12 protein-coding genes are annotated in these 15441 nt (G+C 71.8%); 7 read left to right on the forward strand and 5 right to left on the reverse strand.

What is annotated here, in order from left to right:
• Positions 1 to 6 precede the first annotated feature (6 nt).
• Complete coding sequence (locus BI06_RS02355; RefSeq protein WP_030391733.1) at positions 7 to 957, forward strand: pseudouridine-5'-phosphate glycosidase; 951 nt, start codon at positions 7 to 9, stop codon at positions 955 to 957.
• A 57-nt stretch (positions 958 to 1014) separates the two neighbouring features.
• Positions 1015 to 1731 (forward strand): HemK2/MTQ2 family protein methyltransferase, encoded by a 717-nt coding sequence (locus tag BI06_RS02360; RefSeq protein ID WP_030391734.1) that lies wholly within the window; start codon positions 1015 to 1017, stop codon positions 1729 to 1731.
• A 64-nt stretch (positions 1732 to 1795) separates the two neighbouring features.
• On the opposite strand, the gene BI06_RS02365 is transcribed toward BI06_RS02360, so the two are convergent.
• Entirely contained in the window at positions 1796 to 2671 is an 876-nt protein-coding gene (locus BI06_RS02365; RefSeq protein WP_030391735.1) for a LysR family transcriptional regulator, read from the reverse strand.
• A 267-nt stretch (positions 2672 to 2938) separates the two neighbouring features.
• Between BI06_RS02365 and BI06_RS02370 the strand changes: the two genes are divergently transcribed.
• From BI06_RS02370 to BI06_RS55015, 4 genes are all read left to right on the forward strand, one after another.
• Positions 2939 to 3580, forward strand: coding sequence for a DSBA oxidoreductase (locus BI06_RS02370; RefSeq protein ID WP_043464649.1), 642 nt, complete (start codon positions 2939 to 2941; stop codon positions 3578 to 3580).
• Between the two features lie 125 nt (positions 3581 to 3705).
• The gene (locus BI06_RS02375; RefSeq protein WP_030391737.1) at positions 3706 to 4650 is read left to right on the forward strand and encodes an EamA family transporter; all 945 of its coding nucleotides are present in this window, start codon (positions 3706 to 3708) and stop codon (positions 4648 to 4650) included.
• Positions 4651 to 4776: 126 nt separating this feature from the next.
• A complete protein-coding gene (locus BI06_RS02380; RefSeq protein WP_030391738.1) occupies positions 4777 to 5994 on the forward strand; it encodes an MFS transporter in 1218 nt (405 codons plus the stop codon).
• Between the two features lie 395 nt (positions 5995 to 6389).
• A complete protein-coding gene (locus BI06_RS55015) occupies positions 6390 to 6848 on the forward strand; it encodes a hypothetical protein (RefSeq protein WP_043464651.1) in 459 nt (152 codons plus the stop codon).
• Between the two features lie 68 nt (positions 6849 to 6916).
• Here BI06_RS55015 and BI06_RS02390 read toward each other — a convergent pair whose 3' ends face one another.
• Both BI06_RS02390 and BI06_RS02395 read right to left on the reverse strand, forming a co-directional pair.
• Entirely contained in the window at positions 6917 to 7423 is a 507-nt protein-coding gene (locus BI06_RS02390; RefSeq protein ID WP_051740143.1) for an aegerolysin family protein, read from the reverse strand.
• A 124-nt stretch (positions 7424 to 7547) separates the two neighbouring features.
• Positions 7548 to 8297 carry a GNAT family N-acetyltransferase gene (locus BI06_RS02395; RefSeq protein ID WP_043464653.1) on the reverse strand — a complete coding sequence of 250 codons (750 nt, stop codon included), beginning with the start codon at positions 8295 to 8297 and terminating at the stop codon, positions 7548 to 7550.
• A gap of 112 nt (positions 8298 to 8409) precedes the next feature.
• Between BI06_RS02395 and BI06_RS02400 the strand changes: the two genes are divergently transcribed.
• A complete protein-coding gene (locus BI06_RS02400; protein WP_043464655.1) occupies positions 8410 to 9315 on the forward strand; it encodes a LysR family transcriptional regulator in 906 nt (301 codons plus the stop codon).
• Between the two features lie 82 nt (positions 9316 to 9397).
• Here the strand turns inward: BI06_RS02400 and BI06_RS02405 are convergent, their stop codons facing one another.
• The gene (locus tag BI06_RS02405; protein ID WP_043464659.1) at positions 9398 to 9805 is read right to left on the reverse strand and encodes a hypothetical protein; all 408 of its coding nucleotides are present in this window, start codon (positions 9803 to 9805) and stop codon (positions 9398 to 9400) included.
• A partial coding sequence (locus BI06_RS55020; RefSeq protein WP_107113261.1) for a putative adhesin occupies positions 9802 to 15441 on the reverse strand: 5640 nt, incomplete at its 5' end. The genes BI06_RS55020 and BI06_RS02405, both read right to left, overlap by 4 nt.

Genomic DNA, 15441 nt, shown 5'->3' on the forward strand with positions numbered 1-15441 from the left:
ACGGCCGTGAACCCGACGACCTCCCTCTCCCACCGGGCCGTGCCGCTCACCGTCAGCGAGGAGGTGGCCGAAGCGCTCCACGAGGGCCGTCCGGTGGTGGCGCTGGAGTCCAACGTCATCACCCACGGACTGCCCTACCCGGACAACGCCGCGACCGCCCGCAAGGTGGAGCAGGCCGTCCGGGCGGGCGGCTCCGTCCCCGCCACGATCGCGGTCGAGGGCGGCCGGATCGTGGTCGGCATGACGGACGCCGACATCGAGCGCTTCGCCTCCACAGCCGGCATCCCCAAGGTCAGCAGCCGGGACCTGCCGGTCGTCCTGGCGCAGGGCCGGGCGGGCGCGCTGACGGTCGCCTCCTGCCTGGTGGCGGCGGAGCTGGCGGGCATCCCGTTCTTCTCCTCGGCCGGCATCGGCGGGGTGCACCGGGGCGCGGCCACCACCATGGACGTCTCCTCGGACCTGATCCAGTTCACCCGGTCCAAGGTCGCGGTGGTGTGCGCCGGGGCGAAGAAGATCCTGGACCTCGGCCTGACGCTGGAGTACCTGGAGACCCAGTGCGTCCCGGTGGTCTCCTACCGCTCCGACGACTTCCCGGCCTTCTACTGCGCGTCCAGCGGCTTCCGCAGCCCGCTGCGGCTGGACGAGGACGAGCAGGTGGCCCGGTCGATCGAGAACCACTGGGCGCTGGGCAACCGGGGCGGCTTCCTGGTCACCACGCCGGTCCGGCCGGAGGAGGCGATCGACAGCGAGGAGGTGGACGCCGCCATCGTCGAGGCGACCGCCGCCGCCGACCGGGACGGCATCCGGGGCCAGGCGATCACCAAGTACCTGATGCGGGCGGTGGACGCGGCCACCGAGGGCCGCTCCTCCCGGGCCAACATGGCGGTGCTGATCAGCACCGCCGAGGTCGGCGGCCGGCTGGCCGCCGCGTACGCCCGGCTCCGGGCCGAGCTCTGAACCCGCGTCACCCGACCATTCACCGAACCCACCCGACACATGGACGGATACCACGACATGACGCTTCAGCAGCAGTCCACCTCCGAGGCCGAGTCCTACCGCCCGCTGGTCCCCGAGGCGCAGGTGAAGGAGATCACCGAGCTGCGCCGGGCCCTGGGCGAGCTGGGCGGCGAGGAGGGGGAGCAGACCGTCCCGTTCCTCGGCCTGACCCTGCGGGTGCCCGCCTCCGTGATGACCCCCTGCCCGGTCTCCCCGATGCTGGGCGGCGCGGTGTTCGCCGAGGTCAAGCCCGGTGACCGGGTCCTCGACATGGGCACCGGCAGCGGTTCGCTGGCCCTGATCGCCGCGAAGAAGGGCGCCGACGTCCTGGCGGTCGACCTCAACCCGGACGCGGTGGCCGCGGTGCGGGTCAACGCGGAGCTGAACCAGGTCGCCGACCGGGTGGAGGCGCGCGAGAGCGACGTCTTCGCCGCCGTCGAGGGCCGGTTCGACCTGATCGTCTTCAACCCGCCGTTCCAGTGGTTCGCCGCCGCCGACTACGCGGACGTCGCGGGCACCGACGCCGGCTACCGGGCGCTGACCCGCTTCTTCGCCGAGGCCCGGGACCACCTGACGGAGGGCGGGCGGATGGTTCTCTTCTTCAGCACCATGGGCGACGTCGCGTACTTCGAGAAGCTGGTGGCGGACGGCGGCTTCACCCACAAGAAGGTGTTCACCACCACCCAGCCCGTCCTGGACGTGGCGGTCGACTTCACCGTGCACCGCCTCTCCTGACCCCCACCCGCCGGAGCCTCCCTCCCCTCGGGGAGGCTCCGGTCCCGGACCGGCTCACCGGACGTCAGTCCTCGGTGATCCCCAGCAGCTCCAGGAAGGCCGCCGCCGCCGGGTGCGGGCTCTCCCGGCCCCAGATCACGTACTCGGCCCGCGACGGCGCGTCCGTCACCTCGATCGTGACCATGCCGGTCAGGCCCGCGACGTAGCGGGGCGGCAGCAGCGCCACCCCCAGGCCCGCCGCGACCAGCCGGGCCAGGTAGTCGGCGTTGGTCACCTCGAACGCGACCTCGCGGGTGAGACCGGCCGCGGCGAACGCCAGGTCCGACTGGGCCCGCCCCGCGGTCTTCGCCGGGAGGTCGACGAACACCTCCGAGGCCAGCCGCCGCAGGTCCACCGAGCTCTCGCCGGCCAGCGGGTGGTCCGGGGAGACCACGGCGACCAGCCGCTCGCGGGCCAGCTCCCTGGCCATCACCCCCCGGGGGTGCGCGGTGACCGGGATGCCGAGGAAGGCCACCTCGATCTCGCCCTGCCGGACCTGCTCCACCAGCTCGTCGCTGGCCCCGACGCTCAGACTGATCCGGGCCTTCGGGTGCCGCTGGTGGAACTCGCCGAGCACGGCCGGGATGTCCACCGCCGCGACGGTGGGGATCAGCCCCACCTTGAGGAGTCCGCGCACCTCCCCGACGGCGGCCGCGACCTCGGTGGCGGCCCGTTCCGCCGCGTCCAGGCACTGCCGGGCGGCGGGCAGGAAGGCCGCCCCGGCCGGGGTCAGCCGCACCCGGCGGCTGGTGCGCTCGAAGAGCCGCGCGCCGAGTTCCTTCTCCAGCCGCCCGATCTGGTGGCTGAGCGCGGACTGCACCACCAGACAGCGCTGGGCGGCACGGGTGAAGCTGTTCGTCTCGGCGACCGCGATCACGTAGCGCATCTGCTGGAGCTCCATCCGTCCATCGTGATCCGCGATGCAACGGGTGACAAGCATGTGTTGGACTCATCGATGCGCGCGGCCCGACACTGAAGGCGACCGCACACGGTCGGAGCCGCCCCGGAGCGGCTCCGCCGGGCGGGCCCCCGACCGGGTCCGTCCGTCCTGCCCGGACGCCGTGCCGCCGTCGACCTCTCCCCGTTCACCCGCACCTGGGCGCACCCCGCCGAGGCGTGCCCGCGCGCGCCCGTGCCGCCCGTCAGACCGAAAGGACGAGCGACCGTCATGAGCGCCACGCCGGCCAGTCCCGAGACGATCACCGCCGACATCTGGGTCGACCCCCGCTGCCCCTGGGCCTGGATCACCTCCCGCTGGATGCTGGAGGTCGAGCAGGTCCGGCCGGTGGAGACCCGGTTCCACATCATGAGCCTGTCCGTGCTCAACGAGGGCCGCGAGGTCCCGGAGAAGTACCGCCAGGGCATGATCGACGGCTGGGCCTGCGTACGGGTGTGCATCGCCGCCCAGGAGCAGCACGGCACCGAGGTGCTGCGCCCGCTCTACAACGCCATGGGCCGGCTGATCCACCACGAGAAGGCCGGGCTCGGCCACGACATGATCACCGCCGCCCTCAAGGAGGCCGGGCTGCCGGTCGAGCTGGTCTCGGCCGCGGACGACGACTCCTGGGACGAGAAGCTGCGGATCCAGCACCACGAGGGCATGGACCCGGTCGGCTCCGAGGTCGGCACCCCGGTGATCCACGTGCCCGGCCCGGACGGCGAGCCGCTGGCCTTCTTCGGCCCGGTGCTCACCCCCGCCCCGCGCGGCGAGGCGGCCGGGAAGCTCTGGGACGGCGTACTGGCGGTGACGAGCACCGACGGCTTCTTCGAGCTGAAGCGCGGCCGCGACCGCGACCCGATCTTCGACTGAGCCGTCCCCGCCGGGCTGTCCCGCCGGGCCGTCCCCGCCGGGCTTGTCGGCCGCCGGGCCGTCCCCGCCGGGCCGACCGGACGTAATCCCACGGTGCTTCCCACCGGATGTGAGGCGAGATCGACATGACGAGCAGACGGAATCTGTCCACGGTGGCCCTGACCGGCCTGGCACCGACGGTGTGGGGCAGCACCTACCTGATCACCACCGAGCTGCTGCCCCCGGACCGGCCGCTGCTGGCGACCACCATGCGGGCCCTGCCGGGCGGACTGTTCCTGCTGGCCCTGGGCCGCAGGCTGCCGGTCGGCGTCTGGTGGCTGCGCGCGCTGGTGCTGGGGGTGCTGAACATCGGCGCCTTCAACTTCCTGCTGTTCGTCGCGGCCTACCGGCTCCCGGGCGGCATCGCCGCCGTGATCATGTCGGCCCAGCCGATGTTCGTGGTGATCCTGGCGGCGCTGTTCCTCGGTGAACGGGTCAGAGGCGTGCACGCGCTGGCCTGCGCCCTGGGCGCCGGGGGTGTGGCGCTGCTGGTCTTCAAGGGCAGGGTGTCACTGGACGGCGTCGGCGTGCTGGCCGCGGTCGGCGGCGCCCTGTGCATGGCCTCGGGCATCACCCTCACCAAGCGGTGGGGCCGCCCCGAGGGGGTCAGCCTGCTGACCTTCACCGGGTGGCAGCTGACGGCGGGCGGCCTGGTGCTGCTGCCGTTCTGGCTGTCGCTGGAGGACATGCCGAACGGTCTGACGGGCGACAACGTCCTCGGTTTCGCCTACCTCATCTCCCTGGGCGCGGTGCTGAGTTACATCGTCTGGTTCCGGGGGATCGGGCTGCTGCCGGCCACCGCGGTGTCCTTCCTGGCGCTGGGCAGCCCGGTCGTGGCGACGCTGCTGGGCTACCTCTTCAAGGACCAGACGCTGTCGCTGCTCCAGCTCCTCGGCATCGCCGTGATCTTCCTGGCGGTCGTGCTCGGCCAGTCCCGTCCACCCCGGAAGGAGCCAGCGCCGGCGCCTCCCGAGCCTGTCGCGTCGTCCGGCACCGGGGCGCGCGCCCTCGAAGAGGAACGCAGCGGATAGCGGCACGGGCGCACCGTTCCACGCCCACCACCTTGTCGGACCCGGCGCCGCCCGGCGCCGGGTACCGCGCCCGACCGATCCGCCCGACCACTTCCGCCCGACCCACTCCACTTCCGGAGATATGACATGACCACGCAAGAAGAAGAACTGCCCACAGCGGCGACACCGCGGAAGAGCGGTCCGGCGGCCGACGGATGGCTCGGTGTCGCCGCCATCACCGCGAGCCTTTTTGTCTTCCTCACCACCGAGCTGATGCCGATCGGCCTGCTCACCCCGCTCAGCGAGAGCCTGGACGTCTCGGTCGGCACCGCCGGCCTGATGGTCACCGCCCAGGGCGTCGCGGCCGGCCTCGGCGTGCCGTTCATCGTGGCCTGGACCCGCCGGGTCAACCGGCGCAAGCTGCTGACCACCCTGCTCGGCGTGCTGGCCGTGGGCAACCTGATCACCTCGATCGCCCCCAACTACCCGCTGATCCTGGTCACCCGGATGTTCATGGGCTTCGCCAGCGGCGTCTTCTGGGCCATCGGCGTCAGCATGGCGATGCGCATCGTCCCGGAGAAGCAGGCCAACAAGGCCGCCGCCGTCGTGATGTCCGGCATCTCGATCGCCACCGTCGTCGGCATCCCGCTCGGCACCCTGCTGGAGAGCGCCAGCTCCTGGCGCACCACCTTCCTGATCTGGGCCGGCCTCAGCGCGCTGGTGCTGCTCGCCGTCGCCGCCACCATCCCCTCGCTGCCCTCGGCGAACGCGGTCTCCGTCCGCGAGGTCTTCGGACTGCCGGTCAAGAACGTGCCGCTGCGCGTCGTCCTGGTCATGGTGGTGTTCTTCGTCCTCGGCCACTTCGGCGCGTACACCTTCGTCCGCCCGTACCTGGAGAAGAGCGCCGAGGCGAGCGTCGGCTTCATCACCGTCGTCCTGATCGTCTTCGGCATCGGCGGCGCGATCGGCAACTTCATCGGCGGCCAGAGCGTCAACAAGAGCCTGCGCGGCAGCTTCGTGGTCGGCGGTCTGCTGCTGATCGGCGCCCTGGTGATGCTGCTGACCATCGGCACCAACGACTTCGGCGTGATCGTCGCCATGGTGCTGTGGGGCCTCGCCTTCGGTGTCGTCCAGCTCAGCCAGATCAACATGACGCTCGCGGCCGCCCCGGAGACCTTCGAGGCCGCGATGTCGCTCAACACCATGGCCTACAACACCTGCATCGCCCTGGGCGCCCTGATCGGCGGCCTGTTCGCCGACCACACGGGCGTCAAGAGCGTCGTCTGGTTCGGCATCGTCCTGGTCGGCCTCGCCGTGGCCCTGCGCGCCGCCACCGGCCGCCGCGCCGTCCCGGCGGCGAGCTGACCCCTCGAACCACCGGAGCCCGGCACGGACGCCGCGCCACCCCCGTCGCGACGTCCGTACCGCACCCTCCGGTGAGGTGGGCGCGTGCCCCCGGCGACGGCCGGCCGGCACGCGCCCACACCTCTCTTCGGCGGGGCGCGGCCTTCGGGGCCGCGCCCCGCGTCCTCGTCTCCCGGCTCCGCATCTTCTGCTCCCGCCCCCACCCCTGACCTCCCGCCAGCCCCCCCTGACCCCCTGCCCGGGCGGTGCGCACACCCTGGGATGATGGCCCGATGAAGCCTGCCCGCCGTCCCGCAGCCGGAAGTCGGCCGGGCCGACTTCCGGCGCGGGCGGACAGCAGTGAGCGGGGGCTCATGAAGCGGTGGTGGCACAGGGCGGCGGTAACGGCCGCGGCCGTGACGGTGGTCGCCGGGGCGGTGGCCGGGTGCGGCGACCCGGAACCGCCGGCCGAGCGGCTGATCGCCGTGCGCCTGGACGCCGGACGGCTGGTCGTGCGGACGGGCATGTGCCACGACGAGCGGCTGCATGTGCTGCGGGTGAAGGTGTTCCCGGGCACGGAGAAGCTGGAGGTGCACCCGCGGGAGGGCCGCTCCGCCACCGAGACCGTCGACCTCGGCGCCCTCCCGCCCGGCTGGACCACCTCCGGCAAGCCCCCGGGCCCGGTGGTCGCCGACCGCCGCTACACCGTGGAGGTCGTCCGCGACCGCGCCCTCACCGTGACCGTGCCCGGCGACGTGCTGCTGGGCCTGCCCGCCGGCAAGTGGGCGGCGGGCGGCTGGGACTGGGACTACAAGCTGCTGAGCGCCAAGGACTTCGAGAAGCGCCGCAAGTCCTCCTGCCGGGACGGCTCCTGAGCTCCTGACCGTCCCCGTCGGCCGCCGGGGACGGTCAGGAGAGTGGGGCGGTGGGGCGGGGGTAGGGGTCAGGGGGTCATGATCTGCCAGTAGACGCTGGCGTTGTTGCCGTCACCGCCGTTGCGCCCGAACCGGAAGTTCGGGTCCGACCCGAAGTTGTCGTACGAGTTGCTGCCCGCGTACGGGTTGTTCCAGTGCAGCTGCACACGCTTGCCGTTGAGCACGCTCACCTTGCAGTTGAACGCGTCGTAGATGACGTGGCCCTCGGTGCCGGTGAGGAAGCCGTTGCTCTCGGACTGCCAGTGCGTGGCGACCCCGTCGGGGATGACGGGCTCCGGGGCCAGACCGTCCGACCAGACCCCGTGGTCCAGCCAGGCGTTCTGCAGCCGGAGCTCACAGCTGCTCCAGTTGACGAGCGAGACCTGCGTGCTGCGCGCCGCGGTCTGGATCGAGGACCGGCCCTCGACGGTGGTCGCGCCGGCCGGGGTCGCGCCGGCCGGCGCAGCGGTGGCGAGCATCGCGGCGAGGCCGGCGGCGGCCAGGGCCGCCCTGACGAGGGTCCTTCGCTGTGCCATGGGATCTTCCTCCCGTTTCCGGACCGCTTCGATGCGGTCCTCCTGGGGAAGAGCCTCCGCGACACGTGTTGACAGGTCGTCGACAAACGATGGACCGCCCGGTCACCGCTTGATCACCGCCCGGTCAGGGCTTCAGCCGGTAGTGGTAGCTGTGCGAGACCTCGAAGCCGACCCGCTCGTACAGCCGCCGCGCCGTCGTGTTCTCGGCCGTGACCTGGAGGTACAGCGTCCCCGCGCCCCGCGCCTCTGCCCAGCGTGCGCCGACGTGCAGGATCGCCCCGGCGATGCCGCTGCGCCGGTGCGCGGGGTCGGTGGCCATGCAGAAGACCCCGGCGCAGCCGGGCGCCGCCACCATGAGCCCGATGCCCACGAGCCGGCCGTCGCGCTCGACGCCGAGGTGGGCGGCGGGGCCGGTGATGCGTTGGAACAGCCGCTCGGCCTCCGCCCGGCCGCTCCCGGACGGTTCCAGTGCCGCGTAGGCGTCGAGCCAGGCCCGGGTGGGGTGTTCGGCGAGGGTGACGTCCAGCGGCGTCGCGGGCCGGGCGGCGGCGGTGACGGCGGCGGCCGGTGCGGTGCACACCAGGACCTCGCCCTCCTTCCGGTAGCCGCGCGCGTCGAGTGCGGCGTCCAGTGCGGCGTGCTCCTCGGCGGGGGAGACCTGGACGGTGACCGGCAGCCCGTGCGCGGCGTAGTACCCCTCCACCCGTTCGATCCCGCTCAGCAGGCCGTCGCCCCGCCCCACCGGCAGCGCGGAGTTGGAGCGCCGGCGCGGGACCCCGGGGGTGTGCCGCAGCAGCCAGCCGCCCTCCTCCTGCACCTCCTCGGCGGGCCAGGCCCGTGCCGCGTGGCGTTCGATCAGCCGCGTGTCGATCAAGGTCTTCTCCTGTCCCCGTCCGGGCGCGTTGCCCGGTGCATGCGGCAGGATGCCCCGAAAGGATCTTTGAGGTCCACCACGTAATGCTTCACAGACCTGTAAGGACAGCTTGATGTTGGATCCGGCGCGGCTCCTCCTGCTGCGCGAACTCGCCGACCGGGGGACGATGACGGCGGCCGCCGCCGCCCTCGGCCGCACCTCCTCGGCGGTCTCCCAGCAGCTCGCGGTACTGGAGCGCGAGGCCGGGGTGCCGCTGCTGGAGCGGGACGGCCGCCGGGTCCGGCTGACACCCGAGGGCGTGCGCCTGGTCGCGCACGCCCGCATCGTCCTGGGCGCGCTGGAGACCGCCGAACGCGACCTGCGGGCCGCCGCCGACACCCCGCGCGGCCCGGTCGGCCTCGCCTGCTTCTCGACCTTCGCCGCCGTGTACGTCGTGCCCGCCCTGGTCGCCGCCCGCGAGCGCTTCCCGGAGCTACGTGTCTCCCTGCTGGAACTGGAACCCCCCGAGGCCCTGGCCGCCCTCCGGGCCCGCCGCTGCGACGTCGCCGTCCGCTACACCTACGACCTGGTCCCCGAACCGGGCCTGGCGGACGACGAGTTCACCGTCCACCCGCTCACCGCCGACCCGGTTCTGCTCGCCCTGCCCGCCGGGCGCGATCTGCGGGACACCGTCGACCTGCGCGACCTCGCCGACACCCCCTGGATCGTCGGCTCCCGCGAGGACGGCAGCGCCGCCCTGGTCCGCGCCGCCTGCGCGCAGGCGGGCTTCGCACCTCGGATCGCCCACGAGGTCGACGACTACCACCTCGCCCTGCGCATGGTGGCGAACGGCCTCGGGGCGGCCCTGCTGCCCCAGCTCGCCGCCGACGCTCACGCCCCGGCCGCCGCCGACGTGGCCCTGCGCCCGGTACGCGGCCCCGAACTCGTCCGCCGCATCCACGCCCTGACCCTCCCGGCCCCCGCGGCCCGCCCGTCGGTGGACGCCGTCCTGGCCCTGCTTCGGCCGCCCGTGGCGTAGCACGGCGAGGGCCCCGCCGGAATCCGGCGGGGCCCCCTCGACCGTCGACACGGCCACCTCGGCTGTCAGAACGAGTGGTCCGTCAGACCTGTTCGACGGACCGCCGTCGCACCTCGACCTCCACGGCGTCGAGGAACTCGTCCGGCGGCCGGTAGCCGTGCTCGACGATGTAGTGGATCACCAGAGTCGGCGCCACGAAGACGGTGTCAGAGGAGCTTCGGACATGGATCTCCGCGGTCCCCAGCAGGCTGCTACCGGATTCGGCGTGCGGATTGTCCACCATCAGGTACAGCGCACCGCAGAAATCGCACTCGTGCAGGCCCCTTGTCTGATTGTCCGGATCGATGACCAGCCTCAGCAGGCCGTCCACGACCTCTTCGGCCACCTCGCCCTGCTGGTAGTCGTGCGCGTCGTCCAACCAGCCGACATTCACCATGCCCTCACCGGGCTTGTGGTACGTGTACGGCGATCCGTCCGGGTAGTACGTCATCCCTTCGACCACTTCCGGCAGATGGCGACATGCACGACACCCATGTTCTCCTCCAGGATTTCACTGAGCCGCATCGCGTCGCTCACGGTGATCGATTTGACGGACATCTCCAGGTTTCCGCCCGGGAACACAGTGTAGTCCTGCACCGTTTTCCCGGGCTTGACCACCTGGGCGACCTTCGGCTGCGGGAACCTTCCCAGCTCGACGTTCAGTGCATCGATCTGTCCGAGCTCCTCGCCGTCCTTGACGTAGAACTTCAGTGTGGTGCCCTTCGGCACCTCGAAGTCACCCGATCCCCTGACATAGGCTCCGTGCCCGGCGATGACCTTCTGCCCGTCGGGGCGTGCCCGCTGGTTCCATACCGCGGCCTTCCCCTTGCCGGGTCCCGCCTCGGCCCGGGCGCCGCTGTTCGACACCCCACTGCTCCGAGAGGGCGTCTTTCCGCCGCCCGCCTTCGAGACTCCGGGAGCGGGCCCGGACTTTCTGGCGCCCTCCGCCGCCCGTGAAAGGGACGGCGAATTCGGCAGGGACTTGGAGGCGCCGCGGATGCCCTTGGCTGCCTCGCTGCCGCGTTCGACGGCCTTGACCACGTCGGTGGCGGTGTCGACGGCCTTGGCGACCTTGGAGGCCACGCGGGCCGCCGTGGCGGCGCTGCCGATCACCGGGACGACGGCGACCAGGGACATGGCCGCGTTCTTCCAGTCGCCCTCGGCCGCGTACCAGACGCCGTTGACGATGTCGCAGGCGTCGCCGATCACCGGGATCATGCCGGCCACGTCCAGGACGGTGTGGCCGATGTTGGAGATGGTGCTGTAGTTCTCCTTGACCACGTCGACGGCCTTGCTGACCGCCTGCGTCGCCTTCTTGACGATGCTGGAGCCCCACCACAGACCACTCGGGTCCGAGAACGTCAGCGGGCTGTTGTTGGCGTACAGGTAGCCCTGCAGCTGCTGCGGGTCGCTGGTGTCGATGACCGGGTCCACCGACAGGAAGCGGCCGAGCTTGGGGTCGTACTCGCGGGCGCCCAGGTGGGTCAGGCCGGTGGCCTTGTCCTGGGCGCCGCCGACGAAGCCCTTCTCGCCGAGCCACTCGCCGGGGGCCGGCTGGGCGCCGCGCTCCTCGCCGAAGGGCTTGAACGCGCGCCGGGTCACCCCGAGCGAGGAGGTGTCGATCGCGGTCGTGCCCGTGCCGTTGAGGTCGGAGGCGATGTAGCTGAGCCGCCCGTCCGAGGTGCGGGCGATGGTCGGGCCGCCGTCGGTCGGGTAGTAGCGGGTGCCGCTGACCTGGCCGGTGGCGGTGTCGAGGGTCAGCTCGGCGCTGCCGAGGTAGAGCGTGGTGCGGCCCGGGTCGCGGCGCAGCAGGCGGTTGCCGTCGGCGTCGTAGACGTAGGTGGAGGTGCCGCCGCTGGTGGCGGCGGTGGCCAGGTGGCCGTCCGGGTCCCAGGTCATGGTCTGGGTGTTGCCGCCCTCGTCGGGGCGGGTGAGGGTGTTGCCGGTCTGGTCGTAGGTGTAACCGGTGGTGACGGTCGGGCCGTTGCCGGTCGTGGTGCGGGTGCTGGTCGGGGCGTGCGGCCGGGGCTGGCCGGGGGCCGGGTAGGTGTGGGTGGCGGTGACGTCCTTGGCGGTGTCACCGGTGGGGTCGTGGTCGACCGTGCCGGTGCGGTTGCCGGTGGCGTCGTAGCCGAAGGACTGCCAGTAGGGGGCCGGTCCACCGATGGTGGCCGGGTTGGGGGTGGTGTTGGTGCAGCCGCCGACGCCGGGCACGGACGGGCCGGGGCGGGTGGTGGTGCCGCCGGTGTCGGTCCAGGCCTGGGTGAGGCGCTTCAGGTGGTCGTAGCTGAAGCACTGGGTGTCGGTGGCACCGTCGTTGCGCCAGGTGGAGACGGAGGTGACGTCACCGGCCGGGCTGTAGGTGTAGTCGGTGACGTCGACGGACGTCCGGCCGTCCTCCTTGTCCAGCAGGGAGCGCAGCAGGCGCCCGGTTCCGGGCTGGTAGGTGTGGGTGAGCGCGACCTGCTTGGGGACGTCCCCGTAGGTGATCCGCTGGAGCTGGCCGAGCTCGTCGTAGGTGGTGAAGTTGACGTAGTCGTCGCCGAGCGAGGAACCCATCGAGACCAGCAGGCCGTTGGGGTTGCGGCCGAGGTACACCGTCTCGGCCGGCAGCGGGCCCGTCGCACCCAGATCGGTCAGGACCGGCAGGCCGGAGATCGGATCGTAGGTGGTCTCGCCGCCGTAGGTGCCGGAGAGGGCACCCTCACCGTCGGGGACGGTGATGCGGGTACCGGTCGCCTGGTAGGCGGTGTTGTAGCCGGTGACCTCCTGGCGGTAGCCCTTGCCGTCGGACCAGCTGGTCGCGGCGGTGGGCAGGCCGGGCAGCAGGGTGTCGTACTCGTAGGTGGCCAGCGGGGTGCCGGTGGTGCTGCCGAGGTTGCGCGACAGCGGCCGGCCGAGGATGTCGTAGCTGACGGCGACGGTGGTGCCGCGGGCGTCGGTCGTGGCGACCGGGCGGTCGGCGGCGTCGTAGACCGTGGTGATGGTGCCCTTGTCCGGGTCCTCCGAACGGGTCTGGCGGCCGTGGATGTCGTAGCCGTACTTCCAGGCGTTGCCGACCGGGTCGTTGACCTGGCTCAGCTTGCCCTCGACGTCGTAGGTGTACTTCGTCGCGTCGTACGCGCCCTGCGTCGTGCCGTTCTTGTACTGCCGCAGTTCGGTGGTACGCCCGCGCGAGTCGACGAGGGTGCTGGTGGCGATGCCGCCCTGCGGCGGGGTGGCATCGGTGCGGTCGACGCCCGGGTAGGAGACGGTGGAGCGCCACTGCTCGATCGCCTTGGACGAGAAGGTCTGGACGACCGGGCGGCCGAGGCCGTCGTAGAACGAGGCGCCCTGGCCGGGGACCTCGTTGTCGTTGGCGACGAACCGGGTGGTGCCGGGGTCGCCGGTGCGGTTGATGTACGGCTGGTTGGTCTTCACCACCTGGCCGTGACTGTTGTAGAAGGTGTCGCTGATGACGCGCGAGTCCGCGGCGTTGTTGGCCGGGGTGCTCTGGCTCTGGACCGGCTCGCCGAAGGCGTTGAGGATGGTGACGCCGACGGTGTAGCTCTTGCCGCTCTCGCGCAGCTTCCTGGTGGTGACCGAACTGGTGCCGGTGTTGGACAGCTGGTACTCGAACAGGCTGTCGGCGAGGTCGGTGCCGGGGGTGCGACCGGGCTGCCAGGCGGCCGTGGTGCGGCCGAGGGCGTCGACGGTCTGCTGCGAGGTCCGGCCGTTGTGGTCGACCGACTTGACCGGCACCTCACGGGTCGGGTGGAAGGTGGTGGTGCTGCTCCAGCCCTTGGCGTTGGTCACCTTGACGCTGGTCGGCAGCACGTTGGCGGCCGGCTGGTACTCCGTGCCGGTGGTTGCGCCGGCGGCGTCGGTGCTGGTGGTGACGCGACCGTAGGTGTCGTAGCCGACGGTGGAGACCAGCGAGTAGACCGGCTGGCCGCCGGAGAAGCCGTCGAGCTCCTCGGTCCGGGTCACCTGCCCGGGGCCGTTGAGGGTGTTGAAGGCCTGGCCGTCGAAGAACGCCCGGTTGCGGCCCAGGGTGTTGGCCTCGGTCGGGTCGGTGGCGCAGTCGCCCTGGCCCTGGATCGTCTCCGCGACCCGGTCGAGCATCCAGGTGGTGGTGTTGCGGACGTACTTGGTGACCACGCACAGGTCCGGCAGGCCGTCCGCGCGGTCGACGACACGCTTGGGCATGCCGTACTCGTCGAACACCGCGGTCTTGGAGGTGGACTGCCAGGTTCCGTCGGAGCGCAGTGCGCTGTCCTTGCCCGTGCCGTTGCGCAGCATCCGCGCCTCCAGCAGGGGCAGCCCGGTGCCGCGGTTGTGGGTGGCGGCGGACGCCGACAGCCACATGTCGGACTTGGTGATCGCCACGACCGTGCCGCCGTCGGCGGTGTAGGTGTGCCGCTCACGGAGCGAGCCGGCCAGCGGGTTGGCGTCCTTGACCGTGGCGCCGCCGATGTCCGTGTACGTCGCGGACCGCTTGGAGCCGTCGGCCTTGTAGTCGCCGTCCATGCCGCGCAGGTAGAAGGCGACGGCCTTGCCGATCGGGTCGGGGGCCACACCGCTGCGGGTGACGACCTGTTCGTAGCCGCGGAACTGGTTCCAGGTGCGGCGCTTGGTGTCGGTGTACTCGTCGTCGTCGCGGTGCCAGGCCGCGTCGCCGACGTACTGGTACGTGGTGGTGCGGGCGGGCGAGCCGCCGAACGGGTCCCGCTCGTTGACCTGGGCGACGACGTACTTGTGGAACCAGTCCAGGGTCGGGTCGAGCGGGCTCTTCTCGTCGGCGCTCCAGTAGACCGGGTAGCAGCGCTTGCCGTTGCCGTCCTGGCTGCTCGGCAGCGCGCCGGGGGCGCAGTCGGCCGGGGCGTAGACGGCCTCGGTCACCTTGCCGGTCTCGGCGGTCACGCCGATGATGCGGCGCCGGTTGAGTGCGGGGCGGCCGTCGGTGCTGGAGTCGACCCGGTTGTTGAGGAAGTCCCCGGTGAAGGTGATGGCGGGTTGCTTGATCTTCTCGGCGCCGTCGTACCCGGTGTGGGTGATCGACTTCAGCCACAGCGCCGGGGCGGTGCGGTCCTTCGGGTCCGGGAACTCCTGGTCGAGCGCGTAGGAGTCGACGTCGGCGTAGCCGCCGCCGTTGAGGACCTGGGTGGTGATCGCGGTCAGGCGCCTGGTGGACCAGAAGGTCGCGCTGTAGTTGGCGCAGGCGCCGGTGGCGGCGCAGTTCTGGTCGAACGGGACGTCCGGCCACTTGGCCGCGTTGGCGGCGTTCAGCTTGGCGGGCGCGCAGTCGAACCCACCCTCCTCGGGCAGGCAGCGTTCGGCGGTGCCGAACACGACCTGGCCGGTCGGCTTGACGCTGTCCGCGTCGGTGAGCCTGGAGCCGTAGGCGATCCGGGTCAGGTAGCCGCCGCGCACGTAGGAGGTGCGGGTGCCGGACGGGTTCTGGGCGGAGACACCCCGCTGGTAGTAGTTGGTCTCCTTCTCGTACCAGTGGGAGATCACACTGCCGCGCGGGTCCACGACGAAGTCGAGGTTCCAGCGCCAGGCCTGGTCGCACCAGGAGGTGTCGAAGGTCGACTTGTTGCACTCCTCGCCGGTGTTGTTGCCGTACACCGGGGTGGTCCAGGCGGAGTTGGTGGCGGGCGAGGAGGCGTTGCCGCCCGGCTTGCGTCCGAGCCCGAAGTAGTACTGGGTACCGTCGGTCGTGGTGACCCGCCAGTGCTCGCCGTTGTTGTCGCCGTTGGTGGCGCCGGTCAGCAGTTCGACGCGCGAGGCGTCGTCGCCCTCCAGCCGCCAGGTGCCGGTCCCGTCGTCGCGGACCAGCGTCGAGGAGCGGCCGTTCAGCGAGATCGTCGCGTTCCAGCCGGACAGGCACTGCTCACCGGAGCCGGCCTGACCGTCCTTGGCGCACGGCTTGAAGCGGCGCTCGACGAAGCCGGGGGTGTAGTCCCAGCCCTCGCCGATCCACGAGGACTGGTTGTTGGTCGCGGCCGTCCGGCCGTCCACCGACTGCGAGCTGTACGACAGGCTGACGTTCGGCTTGGAGCCGCCCAGGCCGTCCGGGACGGCGATCGGGTACGACCAGTTGAA

This window comes from Kitasatospora sp. MBT66 (assembly GCF_000710405.2).
In the GTDB taxonomy this organism is placed as follows: Bacteria; Actinomycetota; Actinomycetes; order Streptomycetales; family Streptomycetaceae; genus Kitasatospora; species Kitasatospora purpeofusca.

Bases quoted from the DNA above. Each gene is read 5' to 3' on its own strand.
- BI06_RS02365 (WP_030391735.1), bottom strand. From the start codon at position 2,671: ATGGAGCTCCAGCAGATGCGCTACGTGATCGCGGTCGCCGAGACGAAC.
- BI06_RS02375 (WP_030391737.1), top strand. From the start codon at position 3,706: ATGACGAGCAGACGGAATCTGTCCACGGTGGCCCTGACCGGCCTGGCA.
- BI06_RS02380 (WP_030391738.1), top strand. From the start codon at position 4,777: ATGACCACGCAAGAAGAAGAACTGCCCACAGCGGCGACACCGCGGAAG.
- BI06_RS02370 (WP_043464649.1), top strand. From the start codon at position 2,939: ATGAGCGCCACGCCGGCCAGTCCCGAGACGATCACCGCCGACATCTGG.
- BI06_RS02405 (WP_043464659.1), bottom strand. From the start codon at position 9,805: ATGACGTACTACCCGGACGGATCGCCGTACACGTACCACAAGCCCGGT.
- BI06_RS02360 (WP_030391734.1), top strand. From the start codon at position 1,015: ATGACGCTTCAGCAGCAGTCCACCTCCGAGGCCGAGTCCTACCGCCCG.
- BI06_RS02400 (WP_043464655.1), top strand. From the start codon at position 8,410: ATGTTGGATCCGGCGCGGCTCCTCCTGCTGCGCGAACTCGCCGACCGG.
- BI06_RS02390 (WP_051740143.1), bottom strand. From the start codon at position 7,423: ATGGCACAGCGAAGGACCCTCGTCAGGGCGGCCCTGGCCGCCGCCGGC.